Below are 17,537 nucleotides of genomic sequence, written 5' to 3' on the forward strand. Positions count from 1 at the left end.
GGATGACGTGGTGAGCGGAAAGGACGCCGTCGGCGTGCCGGGGGCGGCGCGGCTGGCGGAGGCGGCGGCCGCCTGTCCGGGCACGCTGGCGGTCTGCGTTCCCGGCCTGCTCGGGGTGAACGAGGACGTGGTGCTGCCGCTGGCCAGCACGGGCAAGGTGCTGCTGCTGGCGGCGCTCGCCCAGGACGTGGCGGCGGGCGTCGTGGACCCGGACGAGCCGGTGCCGCTGCTCGATGAGGACTACGCGGGCGGGTCGGGGTTGCTGACCGGCCTTTCGGCCCGCGTCTGGACGGCCGGCGACCTCGCGCTGCTCACCGCCTCCGTGAGCGACAACACCGCGACGAACGCGCTGCTGCGGCGGCTCGGCCTCGGCCGCGTGGACGCGGCCGCCGCCGCGCTCGGACTGGCGCGGACCCGGATCCACGACAGGATCCGCGAGCCCAGGCTCCCGGTGCACCCGCCGGCCTTCGCCACCGGGACGGCGCGCGAGCTGGCCGGGCTCATGCGGTCCCTGGCGCACGGCCGCGAGCCGTGGCGGCGGCTGCTGGTCGGCTGGATGGCGCACAACACCGACCGCGCGCTGGTGCCCGCGCTGCTCCCGCACGAGCCCGAGGACCGCGACCCGCCGGTGGCCCTGCCGTACGCCGCCGGGGTCTGGGTGGCGAACAAGACCGGCACCGACGCCGGCACCCGGGCCGACGTGGGCGTCATGGCCGGGAGGCGGTGGGAGGGCTACGCCGTGCTCGCGCACGGGCCGGTGGGCCGCGAGCACGCCCTGGTGCGGGCGATCCGGCAGGCGGGCCTCGCCATCGCGCAAAGCGTCCTGCCCTTCGCGGACGGCCGGGTGCACCGGCCGTAGCCGCGCCATGGCGTGGTCTCGTCCCGGAGCGCCGGCGAGCCCGCGGAACGTGCCGAGGGGGAACAGTGAGAGGATTGCGAGGGTGACGGCAGGAACCAGTGACATCGAGAAGGCGGCCAGTGTGCTGCGCGCCGGAGGCCTGGTGGCCTTCCCCACCGAAACCGTCTACGGTCTGGGCGCCGACGCCGAGAACGCCGCCGCCGTCGCGCGGGTCTTCCAGGTCAAGGGGCGCCCGCCCACTCACCCGCTGATCGTCCACCTCGCGGCCGCGGAGCATCTGGGCGACTGGGCCGAGGACGTGCCCGCGACGGCGCGCCTGCTGGCCGAACACTTCTGGCCGGGGCCGCTCACTTTGGTCCTGCGGCGTGGCCGCAGGGTGTCCCTCGAGGCGACGGGCGGCTTGGAGACGGTGGCCGTGCGCGTGCCCGGCCACCCCGTCGCGCTCGCGCTGCTGTCGGCCTTCGGGGGCGGGGTCGCGGCCCCGTCCGCCAACCGCTTCGGGTCGGTCAGCCCCACGACGGCGGACCACGTCCGTGCGGAGCTCGGCGACGCCGTCGACTTCGTGCTGGACGGCGGCCCCTGCGAGGTCGGCGTCGAGTCGACCATCGTCGACGCCACGGGCGACACCCTGAGTGTCCTCCGCCCGGGCGGGGTGACGCGCGAGGACCTCGAAGCGGTGCTGGGGCTCCCGCTCGCGGTCCACTCGACGAGCCGTGTGCGGGTGCCGGGCCAGCATCCGTCACACTACGCGCCGCGTGCGCGGGTCGTCCTCGTCGAACCCGAGAAGGTCGTCGCCGAAGCGGAGCTCGCGCAGGAGCTGGGGCATCGGGTGGGCGTCTTCCTTCCCCCCGCCTTGGCCGGCGCCCCGGTGAAGGCGCACGCCGTGGTGGCCGTCCCCGATTCGGCGGCCGCCTACGCCCGCGGGCTGTACGGGTTCCTGCGGGAGCTCGACCAGCGGGGGTGCGACCTCATCGTCGCCTCCTTGCCGCAGGAGCAGGGGCTGGGACTCGCGATCGCCAACCGGCTTCGCCGCGCCGCGGGGCCCCGGCCCTCCGACTGACCCGGGCCGTCATCACATCTGACCAGGCCCGATACTGGGGAAATGCTCAGCAGCCACCGCCTCAAGGTGCTCCTGGAGGTCTTCAGGACCGGGAGCATCGCCGGAGCCGCCAAGTCCCTGCGGCTGTCGCCTTCGGCCGTCTCCCACCAGCTCGCCCGGCTGGAGGAGGAGGCGGGGGTCGGGCTGGTGGAGCGGGCCGCGCACAGCCTGCGGCTGACCGCGGCGGGCCACCGCCTGGCCGGGCGGGCCCAGGAGGTGCTCGACCTCATCGAGTCCGCCGAGAAGGACCTGCTCGCGCAGGCGCGGGCGGACGCCGGGCAGTTGCGGATCGGGTTCTTCGCCTCGGCCGGTTACCGGCTGCTGCCGATGGCGCTGTCGTCCTTCACGGCGCGCCATCCGGGGGTCGTGCTCGACCTGGTGCTCGGGCAGCCGCACGAACTGCTGACCGACGTGGAACGCGGCGAGCTGGACGTGCTGGTCGTGTTCGAGCACGCGCTGGACCCCTGGAAGGCGCCGAAGGGCGTGGAGGTCGTCCACCTGTTCGACGAGCCGCAGCTTCTCGTGATGCCGGTCGGCCACCCGGTGGGAAACCGGCCCCGCGTTCGGCTGACCGACCTGGCCGACGAGCCGTGGATCACCACGTTCGGCACCGAGACCCCGGTGTCGGTGCTGGAGCGGGCCAGCGCCCTGGAGGGGTTCACGCCCACCATCCGCTGCCGCAGCGACCACTACGAGGTGACGCTCGGCCTGGTCCGGGCCGGGCTCGGCGTGGCCCTCGTGCCGAGCCTCGGCGTGCAGGGCGCGGCGGGAATCCAGGTCTGCCAGGTGGAGGGGCAGAAGCTCTACCGGCGGGTCGGCGCCGCCCTCCGCCCGACCAACCCCAACCCCGCCCTGCGCGCGTTCGTCGACTACCTCAGAGACGCCTCGGCCCGTCTCAGCGTCACCATTCGGTAGGGTCGCGGCATGCGGTGCGGCCTTCTCACTGGCGCGCCTGCGCGGTTCCGGACGATCCGGGCAGGGCTCCGACGGCCCTCGGGCGGCCGTCCATACTGACTGAATGATCACCTGGACGGCGGACGCGGTGTCCGCCCCGGGGCGGACGACAGCCGCACATGATCGTTCATACGGTCCACCGGTCGCCGGAGCGCGCGGCCCGGGGGAACCCCCGAGGACCGCCGCTCCTTGTCACGAGACCGAGGAGCATCTTGAACAAACGCCTGTCACTCTCCGCCGTCGGCGTCGCACTCGCCCTCACCCCGCTGGTCCCCGGCACGGCGGCCGGGGACACCTCCCCCTGGGCCTCCGACACCCTGGCCGGCACCTCCGCCGAGGCCCTCGCGGTCGCCGGTTACTGGAGCGCCGGCGGCGGCGCCGCCCTGCGCAGGGCCACGCCCTTCCAGCCCGAGAACCTCCGGCCGCCGTTCGCCATGCAGCCGCCTGTCGGGCCCACGGGGGAACAGGGATCGGTCGCCCCCGGGCACGAGCTCGGTTATGAGCCGCCCGCCGAGGATCCGCAGGGCGTCGTGCTGCCCAAGACGGTCGGCAAGGTCTTCTTCGTCGACGGCCAGGGCCGGGAACGCTGGTGCTCGGCCACCTCGATCGAGTCGGCGCACCGCAACGTGGTCGCCACCGCCGCCCACTGCGTGTACGACCCCGCCGTCACCGGCGAGGTCATGGACAAGTGGGTCTTCGTCCCCGGCTATTACCAGGGCAAGAGCCCCTACGGGATCTACGTGGGCGAGCGGGTCTGGACGCACCGCGACTTCGACGCGTCCGAGGACTACGACTTCGACTACGCCTTCGCCAACGTCCACAACGGCGTGCGGCTGTCTTCGATCACGCCGGTCACGCAGGCGGAGTACGACGCCCACACCGGTGCGAAGTGGATCCAGGACGGTGTGCCCTACACGGCGGCCGCCCAGGACAACGGCCGTCTCGGCGACAATGTCGGCGGTCAGGGCCTGATCTACAACAGACGGCCCGACTACATGGTCTATGCCTTCGGCTACCCCGCGAGCCCTCATCCCGACGGCGACTCCCCTTATTCGGGGGTCACGATGAAGTGGAGCTACGGGCGCGTCGACCACCGGTACGTCTCGACGAACCCGGCGGCCAACAGCGCGGACAACCACGTCGGAATCAAGAGCAGCTTCACGCCGGGGGCCGACGGCGCGCCGATGCTGGCGTCGTACGGCAACCGCGAGCGACTCGGCTATGTCAGCGGCCTGGTCAGCTATTTCGTCGACTATGACGGAAACGGCCGATACGACCAGATCACCTCGGCGTACTTCGACGGCGAGACCGGCGCGGTCTACCGTGAGGCCGCCCAGGTGGCGACCGGCCCTGTGGGTTGAGAACGCCGAGAACACGGCGCCCGGCCCGCCTGCCGCGGGCCGGGCGCCGGTTCCGTCACCAGTCGCCCAGTCTGCGCGCGCTCCGCTCGCCCCGCTCATGCCGGCGGAACGCCTGTGCCATCGCCAGGGCCGCGGCTCCCAGCGCAAGGGTCACGATGCCGATCGCCACGTTGTTCCAGATGGTCGTCGCCGTGGCCTCACGACCCGCGCGCACCACGAACGGCGAGACGATCGCCCACACGCCGAGCAGCGGGAGCAGCCACCCCAGTCCGTACGTGCGGCCGTAGGCGGCCGCGAGCCCGAGAGCGAGGGCGGAGATCACGAGGCCGGTGACGAGATTGCTGACGGTCAGGCCGCGAAGTCCGAAGAATCCGACGATCCACGGCGAGAGGGCCAGGTAAAGACCGGCCAGGAAGGCCAACCCCTCCAACACCTGGGCGGGGGCCGTCGAGCCCGCCCGATCGTACGTCTGTCGCAGTTCGCTGACGTCAGGATGACGCTCGAGGCCGGTGGGTCCAACCATGTCTGGTTCCGCCTTTCCTGCTGCGTGCGTTTGTGCAAACGGCCATACCCCTAAAAATCCCGGAATTCTCGATTTTTATTAATATTCGAGCCTTTCTTTGGTATTGACCGAATAAAAAGGGTTCGGAGTGCTCACGGCGACATGCGGCGGCCATCGCCGGGGAGGGTAGTGACAGGGCCTCGACCAGAGGGCCCGCGACGACGAGAAGCCTGAGACGGGGCGCTGGGCTCATGATCGCTGTTGTCCTGGCGGTGCTCGCCGCGGCGGCCAACGCCGTCGCGTCCGTGCTGCAGCGCCGGGCCGCGCGTGCCGCCCCCGCCGCCGAGGCGTTCCGGCCCGGCCTGATCTGGGACCTCGTGCGGCGGCCCGCCTGGCTGGGCGGCATCGCCGCGCTCATCGCCGGTTTCCTGCTGCAGGCGGCCGCCCTGACGAGCGGGGGGCTCGCACTCGTCCAGCCCCTGCTCGTCGCGGAACTGCCGATCACGATGCTGGTGGCCGGCTGGATGTTCCGGGTCCGCGTCGATCCCAAGACCTGGCTGGCCGTCGGCTCGCTGACGGCCGGCCTGGCCGGGTTCCTCGCGGCGGCCTCGCCCACCCCCGGCGACCGCCTTCCCGGCCTGCTGACCTGGGTGGTCTCGGCGGGCGTGACCATCGGGCTCCTCGCCTGCTGCGTGGCCGCCGCGATCGCCCTCGGCGGGGCGGCCCGCGCGGTGCTGCTCGGGATGGCCGCCGGGCTGGGGTTCGCCTACACCGCCGTCCTCATGAAGCGCACGGTGGACGAGCTGCCGGCCGGCGCGCGGACGCTCGCCGGCTCCTGGTCGCTCTGGGCCATGGTGGCCGCCGGGCTGTGCAGCCTGTTCCTGCTGCAGAACGCCCTGCACAGCGGTCCGCTGGTCGCCGTGCAGCCCGCGTTGACCGTGACCGACCCCGTGGCGAGCACGGCGTACGGCGTGGCGATGTTCGGCGAGGACATCCGCACGGGCCCGTGGGTGGTGCCCGAACTGACGGGCATGGCCCTCATCCTGTACGGCAGCGTGCTGCTGTCGCGGTACGCGCCGCTCAGGAAGCAGGCTCACATGCTCGGGACGCGGCGGCGAGGCCGGGGAGAAGAAGGGACTCGGCCGGCGCCGCGGTGAACAGGGCGGCCGCCCGCGCGGTGAGCGCGGCCCGCCCGGGCAGGCCGGGCTGGAGCCGGTCGAGCGTCCGCAGCAGGTCCGCACGGCGGCGCACGTGGAGGCTCACCCCCGCGTGTGCCATCGCGCGCACGCCGTCCCCGCCGTGGCCCGCGATAGGCCGGTACGTCACGACCGGCACCCCCGCGGCGAACGCCTCCCGGCAGGTCAGCCCGCCCGCGTTGTCGACCAGCGCGTACGCCGAGGCGAGCAGGTCGGCCAGGTCGTCGCGCCAGCCGAGGGCGGCGCCCGCTCCGGCGCGGCCGAGCAGCCGCCCGAGACGGCGGCGCAGCCGCTCGTTGCGCCCGCACAGCACGACGGGCGCGTACCTCCCCGACCGGGCCAGGATCCCGGCGGTCTCGGTGACCCGGCCGACCCCCCAGGATCCCGCGCAGACGAGCACGATCGGCCCGCCGTCCCGCAGGCCCAGCCGGGCCCGGACGTCCGCCGGGCCGGCCTGCCCCCGGGACGCCGCGAACCCAGGGCGGACGATCGGGGCGCAGCGGAAGGCCGGACGGCCGAGGGCGGCCGTCACGGCGAGGGCCGTGGCCGCGTCCGGGCACAGGTAGCGGTCGTTGCCGGGGTGGAGCCAGAGGCGGTGCACGGCGAAGTCGGTCAGCACGACCACGCTCGGCGCCGCGAGCCGCCCCCGCGCCCGCAGATGCCCCGCGGCCTGCGCGGCCACGTGGAAGACCGGCACGACCAGCGAGGGGCGGACGCGGCGCACCACCCGGGCCAGCCCGGCGGCGGCCACCACCGTCAGCGGCGAGGTGGACGGGGCCCGGCGTGAGACGAAGAAGACGCGGTAGACCAGCGCGTACAGCCACGGCGCCCGCAGCATCACCACGCGGTACCACCACCGCAGCAGCGCGCCGAGCCGCAGCGGCAGCAGGGCGAGCACGTCCACGACCTCCGCGCGCACCCCGGCGGCGGTCAGGCGGCGCGCCAGTTCGGCGGCGACGGCGTCGTGGCCCGCGCCCATCGAGGCGCTGACGATCAATGCCCTGTCCCTCATGGCCCTCCTTCCCGGGTGGGGGGCGGCGTGGCGGACACTGGAAGGCGATGCGACCTCACGCGCTCGCCGCCGCCGCCGGACTGGCCCTGCTCCACGCGGGACCGGGGGCGGCCTGGCTGCCTCCGGTCCGCCGCTTGCTGCCGTCCCTGGCGGGCGAGGGCGATCCCGGGCACGTGGCGCTGACCTTCGACGACGGGCCGGACCCGCGGTCGACCCCGCTGTTCCTCGACGAGCTGGACCGGCTCGGCTGCCGGGCGACCTTCTTCCTTCTCGGCGAGCTGCTCGAACGCCACCCCGAGGTCGGACGGAGCATCGCGCGGGCCGGTCACGAGGTGGCCGTGCACGGCTGGCGGCACGGCAACGCCCTGGTCACCCGGCCGGGCAGGGTCGCCGCGGAGATCGGCAGGGCCGCGCGCCTCGTCGCCGCCGTCACCGGCGTCCGGCCCTCGTGGTACCGCCCGCCGTACGGGGTGCTGAGCACCGAGGCGCTGCTCGCGGCCCGGTGGCACGGCCTGCGGCCGGTGCTGTGGACGGCCTGGGGCGCGGACTGGACGGCACGGGCCACGCCCGGCTCGGTGCTGCGCACCCTGGAGCCCGGCCTGCGCGGCGGGGCGACGCTGCTGCTGCACGACTGCGACCACACCTCCGCCCCGGGTTCCTGGCGCTCGGCGCTGGGCGCGCTCGCCGGCGTGGTCGGCCGTTGCCGGGCCGCCGGACTGCGGGTCGGGCCGCTGGGCGCCCACGGCGTGGGTGTACCCGGCGGCGCGGGGGCCCACCGGTTCCCGGTCCCGGCGAGCTTTTACCCGCGGCGGGAAGCGCGGCCGGAAGCGTAAGAAGCGGAGAAAGAGGCCGCTCGCTTCAGCCCTCTTTCCCGGCCACGTTTTTACCGCTCATTCCGTTTCAGGCGCGGTGGCGCACGGCGCTTTTCCCGCGGCGTTGCGCACGTAAAAACACCCGCCCGCTTTGTCGGGTTTTGTGGTGAATTGCGGTGGAGATTCTTCAGGCATGTCCGCAGCGGACGTACGCGACGCCGCGCGCCGGGAGAACTTCCCGGTGGCCTCCCGCCTGCTGCCGCGCGCGTACCGCCGCGACCTGATGGCGGTGTACTGCTTCGCCCGTTACGTGGACGACGTCGGCGACGAGGCGGACCCCGCCGAGCGGCCCGCCCTGCTCGCCGCGGTGGAGGCCGACCTGGGCCGCCTCTACGCCGGGGGGAGCCCGCGGCTGCCCGCCGTACGGGCGCTGACGCCGCTGGTCGCCGGGCGGGGAGTGCCGCGGGCGCATTTCCTCCACCTCGTGGAGGCCAACCGGCGCGACCAGGTGACGCGGCGCTACGACACCTTCGCGCAGCTGCTGGCCTACTGCGAGCTGTCCGCCAACCCGGTCGGCCGGATCGTCCTGCACGTCTTCGACGCGGCCACGCCGGAGCGGGCGCGGCTGTCGGACCGCATCTGCTCGGCCCTCCAGGTGATCGAGCACTGCCAGGACGTGGGCGAGGACCACGCCCGCGGCCGGGTCTACCTCCCCGCCGAGGACCTGCGCAGGTTCGGCTGCCGCGAGGCCGACCTGGCCGCCCCGCGCACGTCCCCGCGGCTGCGCCGGGCCGTGGCCCTGCAGGCCCGCCGCGCCGCCACGCTGCTGGACGAGGGCATGCCGCTGCTGGAGACGCTGAGCGGGTTCGCGCGTACCGCGGTGGCCGGGTACGTCGCGGGCGGCCTGGCCGCGCTCGCGGCGCTGGAGCGCGGGCGGCACGACGTCCTCGGCCGGGCGGTCCGCGCGCGCCGCCGCGCGGTGCTCGGCGAGTGGGCACGCGTGCTGAAGGAGGTGAACGGTGACGGTTCCCGGCGCGATTCCTGATCCCGTTCCCGATCACCCGCCCGGCCCCGCGCTGCACCCCGTCGGCGCGGGATCGGCGCGCGCGCCGGCGCCCGTGCCGCTGCCGCTGGCCTACCGGTACTGCGAGCGCGTCGTGCGCACCCGGGCACGCAACTTCGCCTACGGAATCCGCCTGCTCGCCCCGCCCGAGCGCCGCGCGCTCAGCGCGCTCTACGCCTTCGCCCGGCGGATCGACGACATCGGCGACGCGGCCGGGCCGGTGGACGAGCGGCTGTCGGCGCTGGAGGCGGCGCGGGCGGGGCTGCGGGCGGCGCGGCCGGACCTCTCCGACCCCGTGCTGGTGGCCCTGCGCGACACCGCCGCGCGCTTCCCCGTCCCGCTGGAGGCGTTCGAGGAGCTGATCGACGGATGCGCCGCCGACGTCGCGGGCGCGCACTACCAGTCCCACGACGACCTCGTCGGCTACTGCCGGGAGGTCGCCGGGTCCATCGGGCGGCTGACGCTCGGCGTCTTCGGCCTGCCCGGCGGCCCGGGCCGCGACGCGGGGTCGCTGCGGCGCGCGGCGCGGCTCGCGGACTCCCTGGGGGTGGCGCTGCAGCTCACCAACGTGCTCAGGGACCTGCGGGAGGACCGGTGCGCCGGGCGGGTGTACCTGCCGGCCGACGACCTGCGCAGGTTCGGCTGCACGCTCGGCCTGGACGCGTCGGGGGCGTTCACCGACCCGCCCGAACGGCTGGCGCGGCTCGTCCGGTACGAGGCCGGGCGGGCGCTCGCCTGGTACGCCGAGGGGACGCGCCTGATCCCGCTGCTCGACCGGCGCAGCGCGGCGTGCACCGCGGCGATGGCCGGGATCTACCGGCGGCTGCTCGCCCACATCGCCGCCGACCCGGCCCGGGCGCTGGCCGGGCGTCTGTCGCTCACGCCCTGGGCGAAGGCGATGGTCGCGGCCCGGGCGATCGCGGGAGCGGCCCGATGAAGGGCGCGATGAACGGCCCGAGGAACGGCACGCCCGTGGCGGTGGTGGGCGGCGGCCTCGCCGGCATCACCGCGGCCCTCGCCCTCGCGGAGGCCGGCCGGCCGGTGACCCTGTACGAGGCGCGGCCCCGGCTCGGCGGGGCCACCCACTCCTTCGTCAGGGGCGGCCTGACGGCCGACAACGGGCAGCACGTCTTCCTGCGCTGCTGCACGGCGTACCTCGGTCTGCTCGACCGGCTCGGCGGGACGGGGCGGGTGCGCCTGCAGGAGCGCTTCGACGTGCCCGTGCTGACCCCGCGAGGCGGACGGGCGCGGCTGCGCCGGGCCGCGCTGCCCGGGCCGTTCCACCTGCTCCCGGCGCTCGCGGGCTACCGCCTGCTGTCCCCCGCCGACCGGCTGCGCGCGGTGCGCGGCGCGTTCGCGCTGCGCGGGCTCGACCCGGCCGAGCCCGCCCTCGACCGGGCCGCGCTCGGCGGCTGGCTGGCCGCCAACGGCCAGCGGGAGGCCGTACGACGGGCGCTGTGGGACCTGTTCGCGGTGGCAGCGCTGAACATCCCGTCCGACGAGGCGGCGCTGGGGTCGGCGGCGATGGTCTTCAGGACGGCCCTGCTGGGCCGCGCCGACGCCGCCGACATCGGCGTGCCGTCCGTGCCGCTCGGCGACCTGCACGGCGGCGCCGCGCTCGCGGCCATCGCCCGGCTGGGCGGCGAGGTGCGGCTGCGGGCGAAGGTCGAGGCGGTGCTGCCGGGGCCCTCGGTCCTCGTGGGCGGCCGGCGGGTCGAGGCGTCGGCCGTCGTCGTCGCCGCGCCGCACGGCCAGGCCGCGCGGCTCGTCCCCCCGGACGCGGCGCCGGACCGGGACGCCTGGGCCGGCCTCGGCGCGAGCCCGATCGTCAACGTGCACGTGGTCTACGACCGGCCGGTCACCCGGCTGCCGTTCGCCGCCGTCGTCGGCTCACCGGTGCAGTGGATCTTCGACAGGACCGAGGCGGGCGGGCTCGCCCGGGGCCAGTACCTGACGGTCTCGGTGTCGGCGGCGCGGCACTGGATCGACGTGCCCACGGCCGTGATGCGGGAGGTGTTCCCGCCCGAACTGGAGCGGCTGCTGCCGGCCGCGCGGCAGGCGCGGGTCGTGGACCTGTTCATCACCAGAGAGCGGCGGGCGACCTTCCGGCAGGTCCCGGGGAGCGGAGGGCTGCGCCCCGGCGCGGCCACCCGGTGGCCGGGGCTGTTCCTCGCCGGCGCGTGGACCGACACGGGCTGGCCCGACACGATGGAGGGAGCCGTGCGCAGCGGACTCCAGGCTGCCCGCCTCGTGCGGCGGCATCTCGAACGGGAGCAGGCGCCGTGACCGGCGTCACCACCGGGGTCGCCACCGGCGCCGCCCGCGCGGAGACCGCCCTGAGGGCGGCGCGCGACCACCTGCTCGGCCTCCAGGCGCCCGAGGGGTGGTGGAAGGGCGAGCTGCGGACCAACGTGACCATGGACGCCGAGGACCTCCTGCTGCGCGAGTTCCTCGGCGTGCGGACCGCGCGGGAGACGGCCGAGGCCGCCCGGTGGATCAGGTCGCAGCAGCGGGCGGACGGCAGCTGGGCCAACTTCCACGACGGTCCCGCCGACCTGTCCACCACGGTCGAGGCGTACACCGCGCTGCGCCTGGCGGGCGACCCGCCCTCGGCCCCGCACATGCTCGCGGCGGCGGCCTGCGCGCGCGGGGCCGGCGGCGTCGGGTCGGCCCGGGTCTTCACCCGGATCTGGCTCGCCCTGTTCGGCCGGTGGCGGTGGGAGGACCTGCCGGTCATCCCCCCGGAGATCATGTTCCTGCCGCCGTGGTGCCCGCTGAACGTCTACGACTGGGCCTGCTGGGCGCGCCAGACCATCGTGCCCCTCACGATCGTGACCGCGCACCGGCCGGTCCGCCCGCTGCCGTTCGCCCTGCCGGAGCTGCGGGCCGGGCAGCCGCCGCGCCCGCGATATGAACGGGCCGCGCGCACCGGCTGGGACGCGGCGTTCGCGGCGCTCGACCGCGCCCTGCACCGCTACGAACGGCGGCCGGTGGCCGCGCTGCGCCGCGCCGCGCTGCGGCGGGCCTCCGAGTGGGTCGTGGCCCGCCAGGAGGCCGACGGCTCCTGGGGCGGCATCCAGCCTCCCTGGGTCTACTCGCTGATCGCCCTGAGCCTGAGCGGGTACGGCCTGGACCATCCCGTCATGCGGGCCGGCCTGGCCGGGCTGGACAGATTCACCATCAGGGAGAACGGCACACGCCGGCTCGAGGCGTGCCAGTCGCCCGTCTGGGACACCGCGCTCGCGATGACCGCCCTCCTGGACGCCGGCCTGCCCCGCGACCATCCCGCGCTGGACAGAGCGGGCGGATGGCTGCTGCGCGAGGAGGTGCGCGGGCCGGGCGACTGGGCGGTGCGGCGGCCCGGGCTAGCGCCGGGCGGCTGGGCGTTCGAGTTCGACAACGACGGCTACCCCGACGTCGACGACACGGCGGAGGTGGTCCTCGCGCTGCGCCGGTGGGGCCGGCCCGACGCCCGCCCGGCGGTGGAGCGGGGGCTGCGCTGGATGGCCGGGATGGCCTGCCGCGACGGCGGGTTCGCCGCCTTCGACGCCGACAACACCCGCACGCTGTGCCTGCGGCTGCCGTTCTGCGACTTCGGCGCGGTCATCGACCCGCCGACGGCCGACGTGACCGCGCACGTGGTCGAGGCGCTGGCGGCCGAGGGCCTGGCCCGCTCCCCCGTCGTACGGCGGGCCGTGCGGTGGCTGCTGCGGGCGCAGGAGCCCGACGGCTCGTGGTTCGGCCGATGGGGGGCCAACCACGTGTACGGCACCGGCGCGGTGCTGCCCGCCCTCGCGGCGGCCGGGGTGCCGTCCGGCGCCCCCTGCGTACGGCGGGCCGTGGCCTGGCTGGAGGCGCACCAGCACCCCTGCGGCGGCTGGGGCGAGGACATGCGCTCCTACCGCGACCCCGCGTGGATCGGGCGGGGCGAGCCGACCGCGTCGCAGACGGCGTGGGCCCTCATCGCCCTGCTCGCCGCCGGGGAGCGCGGCCGGTCCGTGGACAGGGGGGCGGCCTGGCTGGCCGGCAGCCAGCGCCCCGACGGCACGTGGGACGAACCGCACTACACCGGGACGGGCTTCCCCGGCGATTTCTTCATCAACTACCACCTCTACCGCCTCGTCTTCCCCCTCAGCGCGCTCGGCCGCTACCTGCGTGCCCGGGAGGTGACGCCATGACCGGCCTGATCGTGTGCACGGCGCTGGGAATGGAGGCCCGGGCCGTCGCCCGCGGCCTGCGTCCCGCGCGTGACCATCCCCGTGTCCGGATCTTCCGCATCGGGATGGGGCCGGACCGGGCGGCGCGCGCGGCGGCCCTGCTCCCGCCCGCCGACGCTCTCGCCGTCACCGGCTTCGGCGGGGCCCTCCACGACGGCCTGCGTCCCGGGGACGTGCTCGTCGCCACCGAGGTCCGCTCCGGCGGCCGGGTCTGGCCGTGCCCGTCGGCCCCGCTGCTCGCCGGAGAGCTCGTCCGGGCGGGGCTGCCCGCCCGCACCGGCCCGCTCGTCACCGCGCCGGGGATAGTGTCGGGCCGCGCCCGGCTCGCCCTGGCCCGCGAGGGCGCCTGCGCCGTCGACATGGAGAGCGCCCCCCTCGCGGAAGCCGCGGGCGGGCGGCCGTTCGCGGCCGTGCGGGTCATCGTGGACACCCCCGGCGCCCCCCTGCTGAACCCCGCCACCGTGGGCGGCGCGGTCGCCGCGCGCCGCGCGCTCGCCCGGATCGGCCCGGTGCTGGCGCGGTGGGCGGCGGCCGTGGGCCCGCGCCGGGTCCTGCTGGCCTCGCCCCGCTCGTTCTGCGCCGGGGTCGAGCGGGCCATCGAGATCGTGGAGCGCGCGCTGGACCGGTTCGGCGCGCCCGTGTACGTGCGCAAGCAGATCGTGCACAACATCCACGTCGTACGCGGCCTGGAGCGGCTCGGCGCGGTGTTCGTCGACGACCTGGCCGAGGTGCCGGACGGCGCGGTGACCGTCTTCTCCGCGCACGGGGTCGCGCCCGCCGTGCGGGAGGAGGCGGCGCGGCGCGGGCTGCGCGTCGTCGACGCGACCTGCCCGCTGGTCGCGAAGGTCCACGCGGAGGCCCGCAGGTTCGCCGCGCGGGGCGACCTCGTCGTGCTGATCGGCCACGCCGGGCATGAGGAGGTCGAGGGCGTGCTCGGGGAGGTGCCCGGCGCGGGCGTGCTGGTCGAGGACGAGGCCGGCGTCGAGGGGCTGGCCGAGGGCCCGCGGACGGGGCGGGGGGTCGCCTACCTCACCCAGACCACGCTCGCGGCCGACGAGGCCGGGCGGGTCGCGGCGGCGGTCCGGCGGCGCTTCCCGGACGCCGAGGGCCCGCGCGGCGAGGACATCTGCTACGCGACGACCAACCGGCAGCGCGCGGTGCGCGCCGTCGCCGCGGAGGCCGATCTGGTCCTGGTCGTCGGGTCGGCGAACTCCTCCAACGCCCTGCGCCTCACCGAGGTCGCCGCGCGCTCCGGTGACGCCTCTCCATGTGGCGGGGCGCCGCTCGTCCGCCTGGTCGACGGTCCGGGCGACGTCGCGCTCGACTGGCTGCGCGGAGTGCGGACGGTCGGACTGACCGCCGGGGCGTCGACGCCCGGCTCGCTGGTGGACGGCGTCGTGGCGGCCCTCGGCGGACTCGGCCCGCTGGAGGTGGAGGAGCGGCGGGTGACCGAGGAGAACGTCGAGTTCACATTGCCGAAGGAGGTGCGGCCCTGATGCCGATGCCCTTACGCCAGAGCCTGCGCGTGGGCGCGTACATCCTGCGCCAGCGGCTGCGCCGGCGGGAGAGGTTCCCGCTGCTGCTCGAACTCGAGCCGTTGTTCGCGTGCAACCTGAAGTGCGCGGGCTGCGGGAAGATCCAGCACCCGGCCGGCGTGCTGAAACAGCGCATGCCCGTCGAGCAGGCGGTGGCCGCGGTCGAGGAGTGCGGCGCCCCGATGGTGTCGATCGCGGGCGGGGAGCCGCTCATGCACCCGCAGATCGGGGAGATGGTCGAGGCGCTGGTGGCGCGCAGGAAGTACGTCTTCCTGTGCACCAACGCGCTGCTGATCCCGCGCAGGATCGACCGGTTCACGCCCTCGCCGTACTTCGCCTGGGCGGTCCACATCGACGGCCTGCGCGAGCGGCACGACGCGTCGGTGTGCAAGGAGGGTGTGTTCGACGAGGCGGTCGCGGCGGTGCTCGAGTGCCGGCGGCGCGGCTTCCGCGTCACCACCAACACCACGTTCTTCGCCGGGGACAGCCCGCGCACGGTCGTCGAGGTGCTCGACTTCCTCAACGACGAGCTGCGCGTCGACCAGATGATGATCTCGCCGGGGTACGCCTACGAGAAGGCGCCCGACCAGGACTGCTTCCTGGGCGTGCGGCAGACGCGGGAGCTGTTCCGCGCCGCGTTCGCGGGCGGCAACCGCAGGCGGTGGCGGTTCAACCACTCGCCGCTGTTCCTCGACTTCCTGGAGGGGAAGACCGACTTCCCCTGCACGGCCTGGGCGATCCCCTCCTACTCGGTGTTCGGCTGGCAGCGGCCCTGCTACCTGATGGCCGACGGGTACGCGAAGACCTACCGGGAGCTGGTCGAGGAGACCGACTGGGACTCCTACGGCCGGGGGCGGGACGCCCGCTGCGCCAACTGCATGGCGCACTGCGGCTACGAGCCGACGGCGGTCTTCGCCACCCTCGGCTCGCTGCGCGAGTCCCTGCGCGCGCTGCGCGGCACCTGACGGTTCCGCGGCCTCAGGGGCGGCCGAAGCGGCGGGCGAGGACGCGGAAGGCGCCGGGCGCGGCCCCGTGCAGGCGGGCGGGCAGGCGCAGCCAGGCCGGCACGTACACCTCGGCGCGCCCGCGCTCGACGGCGACCGCGATGGCCCGGGCCACCCGCTCCGGCGGGACGGGCGCCGGCCTGCGGCGGGTGTACGGCCGGCCGCGCCGGGCGAAGAACGGCGTGTCGACCACCCCGGGCACCACGGCGGTCACGCCGACCTCCGGCAGTTCGTAGCGCAGGCTCTCGGCGAAGGCCAGCAGGCCCGCCTTGGTCGCGGCGTACACCGCCTCCTCCCGCACGCCCACCACGCCGGCGATCGAGGCGACGTAGACGAGGTGGCCCCGGCCGCGCTCGATCATCCCGGGCAGCAGCAGCCGGGTGAGCTGCAGGTGAGCCGTCAGGTTGACCGCGACCACGCGTTCGGCCGTGCCGCCGGACATCCGCGCGAGCGGCCCGCTCCAGCCCTCGCCCGCGCACGCCACCAGCACGTCCACCCGCCCGGCGCGTACGGCGAGGTCCGCGCCCCGGTCGACGGTGCCGTCGGACAGGTCGGCGGGCAGCGGCTCGCCGCCGGTCCGGGCGGCGACGCCGGCGAGCGCCTCCTCGTCGCGCCCGGACAACACCAGCCGCGCGCCGCGCGCCGACAGCTCCAGCGCCGTGGCGGCGCCGATGCCCGACGACGCGCCCGTGACGAGCACCCGTGCCTCCGCCAGCCGCATGCGCCCCCACCCCCTCGCCCCTGGGTGTACCCGCAAGTGGGCACGGTGGAAGAAGGCGCCGCGCGTGCGTGATCGAACAATTGGCGTACGGGCCCGTGATCCCGTGCCGGGCCCGCAGCCCCTTTCTCCGGATCGAGGTTTGCGCATGGCGACCGAAGCGGTTTCCGCATTCCACCCCTCCCGCCGGGGAGGGGAGCTCAACGCCCGGCACCACCGTGCCGCGCTCGGTGTCTTCGCCTTCATCGTCGTGGCCCACTGGGCCGAGCACATCGCCCAGGCCATCCAGGTCTACGTGCTCGGCTGGAAACTCCCCGAGGCCCGCGGCGTGCTCGGCCTGCCCTTCCCGTGGCTGGTCACGTCCGAGTGGATGCACTACGGCTACGCGCTGCTGATGCTGGTGGGGCTGATCATGCTCAGGCACGGCTTCACCGGCCGGGCCCGCGTCTGGTGGAACGTGTCCCTCGGCATCCAGGTCTGGCACCACTTCGAGCACTTCCTGCTGCTCGTGCAGGCGCTGGCCGGAGCCAACCTGCTGGGCCGCCCGGCGCCGACCAGCATCATCCAGTTGCTGGTGCCGCGCATGGAGCTGCACCTGTTCTACAACACCCTCGTGACGATCCCGATGGTCGTCGCGATGATCCTCCACCGTCGTCCCAGCACCGCCGAGCGCGCGCTGATGACCTGCTCCTGCGCCCCGGCGCTCGCGAGGTGACGGCGTGACGGCCGGACCCGGGGCGGGCCGCCGCTCCCCGTTCTTCACCGCCGTCCTCACGTTCCTCGCGGTCTTCCTGCTCTTCCTGGCCGTGCCGAGCATCGGTCCCGTCGTACGGGCCGCCCGGGCGGACGGCGTCCCCGGGTCCTTCACCGCCCGGCGGGTGGAGTGCGTCCGGCACCCCGGGCACGAGTCCTGCACCTGGACGGGCGACTTCCGCTCGTCCGACGGCGCGGTCCGCCGGACCGGCATCGCGCTGTACGGCGCCGACCGCGAGATGCTGCGCGAGGGGCAGCAGACCCCGGCGGTGGACGTGGGGCGGCAGAACCGGGTCTACGGCCCCGGTGGTTCGATGGAGTGGGTGTTCACCGCGCTGCTGCTGCTGGCCGCGCTCGGCATCCTGTACGCCGCGTACAACCGGCCGGTGCGGGACCTGCTCGGCGCCCGCGTCGCCGCGACGGCCGGTCGTTGACCGGCGATCCACTCGGGA

17 protein-coding genes are annotated in these 17,537 nt (G+C 75.3%); 14 read left to right on the forward strand and 3 right to left on the reverse strand.

What is annotated here, in order from left to right; all coding sequences use genetic code 11:
* The first annotated feature begins 10 nt into the window (after positions 1 to 10).
* From ACWEQG_RS27550 to ACWEQG_RS27565, 4 genes are all read left to right on the forward strand, one after another.
* Positions 11 to 859 carry a serine hydrolase gene (locus ACWEQG_RS27550; protein WP_452289030.1) on the forward strand — a complete coding sequence of 283 codons (849 nt, stop codon included), beginning with the start codon at positions 11 to 13 and terminating at the stop codon, positions 857 to 859.
* An 82-nt stretch (positions 860 to 941) separates the two neighbouring features.
* Positions 942 to 1,919, forward strand: a complete 978-nt coding sequence (locus ACWEQG_RS27555; protein WP_452289032.1) for an L-threonylcarbamoyladenylate synthase — start codon at positions 942 to 944, stop codon at positions 1,917 to 1,919.
* Between the two features lie 42 nt (positions 1,920 to 1,961).
* Positions 1,962 to 2,873 (forward strand): LysR family transcriptional regulator, encoded by a 912-nt coding sequence (locus ACWEQG_RS27560; protein WP_452289034.1) that lies wholly within the window; start codon positions 1,962 to 1,964, stop codon positions 2,871 to 2,873.
* Positions 2,874 to 3,124: 251 nt separating this feature from the next.
* Positions 3,125 to 4,273, forward strand: coding sequence for a trypsin-like serine peptidase (locus ACWEQG_RS27565; protein WP_452289036.1), 1,149 nt, complete (start codon positions 3,125 to 3,127; stop codon positions 4,271 to 4,273).
* A gap of 55 nt (positions 4,274 to 4,328) precedes the next feature.
* On the opposite strand, the gene ACWEQG_RS27570 is transcribed toward ACWEQG_RS27565, so the two are convergent.
* Positions 4,329 to 4,796 (reverse strand): SPW repeat protein, encoded by a 468-nt coding sequence (locus tag ACWEQG_RS27570; RefSeq protein WP_363473700.1) that lies wholly within the window; start codon positions 4,794 to 4,796, stop codon positions 4,329 to 4,331.
* A gap of 230 nt (positions 4,797 to 5,026) precedes the next feature.
* Between ACWEQG_RS27570 and ACWEQG_RS27575 the strand changes: the two genes are divergently transcribed.
* Positions 5,027 to 5,932, forward strand: a complete 906-nt coding sequence (locus ACWEQG_RS27575) for a DMT family transporter (RefSeq protein WP_452289038.1) — start codon at positions 5,027 to 5,029, stop codon at positions 5,930 to 5,932.
* On the opposite strand, the gene ACWEQG_RS27580 is transcribed toward ACWEQG_RS27575, so the two are convergent.
* A complete protein-coding gene (locus ACWEQG_RS27580; RefSeq protein ID WP_452289040.1) occupies positions 5,856 to 6,983 on the reverse strand; it encodes an MGDG synthase family glycosyltransferase in 1,128 nt (375 codons plus the stop codon). The two genes, ACWEQG_RS27575 and ACWEQG_RS27580, sit on opposite strands and share 77 nt — an antisense overlap.
* Positions 6,984 to 7,030: 47 nt before the next feature.
* Here ACWEQG_RS27580 and ACWEQG_RS27585 point away from each other — a divergent pair, with 47 nt between their 5' ends.
* The 7 genes from ACWEQG_RS27585 (at position 7,031) to hpnH (ending at position 15,575) form a co-directional block, all read left to right on the forward strand.
* Positions 7,031 to 7,816 (forward strand): polysaccharide deacetylase family protein, encoded by a 786-nt coding sequence (locus ACWEQG_RS27585; RefSeq protein ID WP_452289042.1) that lies wholly within the window; start codon positions 7,031 to 7,033, stop codon positions 7,814 to 7,816.
* 172 nt (positions 7,817 to 7,988) lie between these two features.
* On the forward strand, positions 7,989 to 8,840 hold the full coding sequence (gene hpnC, locus ACWEQG_RS27590) for a squalene synthase HpnC (RefSeq protein ID WP_452289044.1): 852 nt from the start codon (positions 7,989 to 7,991) through the stop codon (positions 8,838 to 8,840).
* Positions 8,815 to 9,795: a phytoene/squalene synthase family protein gene (locus ACWEQG_RS27595; RefSeq protein WP_452289046.1), complete on the forward strand. Its 981-nt coding sequence runs from the start codon at positions 8,815 to 8,817 to the stop codon at positions 9,793 to 9,795. Before hpnC ends, ACWEQG_RS27595 begins: the two co-directional genes overlap by 26 nt.
* A complete protein-coding gene (hpnE, locus tag ACWEQG_RS27600) occupies positions 9,792 to 11,144 on the forward strand; it encodes a hydroxysqualene dehydroxylase HpnE (protein ID WP_452289048.1) in 1,353 nt (450 codons plus the stop codon). The genes ACWEQG_RS27595 and hpnE overlap by 4 nt, the downstream gene beginning before the upstream one ends.
* Positions 11,141 to 13,036, forward strand: coding sequence for a squalene--hopene cyclase (shc, locus tag ACWEQG_RS27605; RefSeq protein ID WP_452289050.1), 1,896 nt, complete (start codon positions 11,141 to 11,143; stop codon positions 13,034 to 13,036). Before hpnE ends, shc begins: the two co-directional genes overlap by 4 nt.
* Positions 13,033 to 14,571: a 4-hydroxy-3-methylbut-2-enyl diphosphate reductase gene (ispH, locus tag ACWEQG_RS27610; RefSeq protein ID WP_452289052.1), complete on the forward strand. Its 1,539-nt coding sequence runs from the start codon at positions 13,033 to 13,035 to the stop codon at positions 14,569 to 14,571. The genes shc and ispH overlap by 4 nt, the downstream gene beginning before the upstream one ends.
* Entirely contained in the window at positions 14,571 to 15,575 is a 1,005-nt protein-coding gene (gene hpnH, locus ACWEQG_RS27615) for an adenosyl-hopene transferase HpnH (RefSeq protein ID WP_452289054.1), read from the forward strand. The genes ispH and hpnH overlap by 1 nt, the downstream gene beginning before the upstream one ends.
* A 13-nt stretch (positions 15,576 to 15,588) precedes the next feature.
* Here the strand turns inward: hpnH and ACWEQG_RS27620 are convergent, their stop codons facing one another.
* Positions 15,589 to 16,335 carry an SDR family NAD(P)-dependent oxidoreductase gene (locus ACWEQG_RS27620; RefSeq protein ID WP_452289056.1) on the reverse strand — a complete coding sequence of 249 codons (747 nt, stop codon included), beginning with the start codon at positions 16,333 to 16,335 and terminating at the stop codon, positions 15,589 to 15,591.
* 145 nt (positions 16,336 to 16,480) lie between these two features.
* Here ACWEQG_RS27620 and ACWEQG_RS27625 point away from each other — a divergent pair, with 145 nt between their 5' ends.
* Both ACWEQG_RS27625 and ACWEQG_RS27630 read left to right on the forward strand, forming a co-directional pair.
* On the forward strand, positions 16,481 to 17,047 hold the full coding sequence (locus ACWEQG_RS27625) for a hypothetical protein (RefSeq protein WP_452289058.1): 567 nt from the start codon (positions 16,481 to 16,483) through the stop codon (positions 17,045 to 17,047).
* Between the two features lie 4 nt (positions 17,048 to 17,051).
* Positions 17,052 to 17,519 (forward strand): hypothetical protein, encoded by a 468-nt coding sequence (locus ACWEQG_RS27630; RefSeq protein WP_452289060.1) that lies wholly within the window; start codon positions 17,052 to 17,054, stop codon positions 17,517 to 17,519.
* Positions 17,520 to 17,537 lie beyond the last annotated feature (18 nt).

Source organism: Microbispora sp. NPDC004025 (assembly GCF_053604425.1).